Genomic DNA, 1,035 nt, shown 5'->3' on the forward strand with positions numbered 1-1,035 from the left:
GGTAGTCTGCCCTTCGTAGCGCTGCACTAGCATATGAGCCGGAGAAAATAACGACGCCAAATTAGCTGAGCAGGCAATCCAAAATCAAGACTTCACCACTTTTCCCAACTAGACCCAAATTCACGTATAATCTTTTCCAATGGGATTCTTAATCACCCTACCCAAAGAGTCGGTTTCTAGTAGAATTCCATTCCTGCATCCAGCAAAGAAAACGGCGCTGGCCTACAACGCCCTATTAACGATGCTAATACAGCTCGAGGCCGTTACCCACCGCCTCCACGAGCGGGTGCTAAATTATAGCCAACTACGCAGCGAAGAAGTAGAGCCAGAACCTGTTCTTAACATCCAAATTACCATTGCTGAAGTATGGGAGATTATGGATGCCATGCGCCGTGCCCAACGCTTCTGGCCCATCGTTAAACTCCCAACCGACAACCAAGCGCGGCGCGTCATGGACAATATTAAAGCCGTTCGCGACTCATTTCAACACCTCGATGAACGATTAGAACAATACTTTCAAGATGCCGGCGACTCTGTGTTCGGCGATATATATTGGCGCTATCGCCCAACATCCGATGCTCAAGAAGAAGTATATACTTGGGCTACGGGTGTTACAATCGGTCCAGCCAACTTCACGAAAGCAGGCATTCGTACAAATGACGAACGTTTCCTCGGACAGACAGGTGTCTATGACTTCAACCTGATATACATCGAACGCGAGCTGCGCCACCAGGGCAAAAAACTCCGGCATCCTAAACACAAGTATATTCAAATATCCCTTGATGAAGCAGCCGCCGTATTTAACCAAACCATTCACCAACTGGATGTACAAAGCAAAGAGTTAATCGAAACCTGGCAAAAAGCCGCCGGCCACGAGCGCCTACCAATCAGAGGTTTGCCCCCAGTTCTTATCCGCTTGAAATAACACGCATCTACAATCTCCTAATGCATCATCATGAGTAAAGAGCAATGGCAGGAACTGTATAGGATTCTATATTCAATAAACACTAGGTTCCGCAAAGATTACTATGAACA

1 protein-coding gene is annotated in these 1,035 nt (G+C 47.0%); it reads left to right on the plus strand.

Annotated elements, in window-relative coordinates; translation table 11 throughout:
* The first annotated feature begins 139 nt into the window (after nucleotides 1-139).
* Entirely contained in the window at nucleotides 140-925 is a 786-nt protein-coding gene (locus tag J4D97_RS23020) for a hypothetical protein (protein WP_208309631.1), read from the plus strand.
* Nucleotides 926-1,035 lie beyond the last annotated feature (110 nt).

The sequence above is a fragment of the Hymenobacter defluvii genome, from assembly GCF_017589435.1.
Classification (GTDB): domain Bacteria; phylum Bacteroidota; class Bacteroidia; order Cytophagales; family Hymenobacteraceae; genus Hymenobacter; species Hymenobacter profundi.

Coding starts and splice junctions, on each gene's coding strand:
- J4D97_RS23020 (WP_208309631.1), top strand. CDS start 140: ATGGGATTCTTAATCACCCTACCCAAAGAGTCGGTTTCTAGTAGAATT.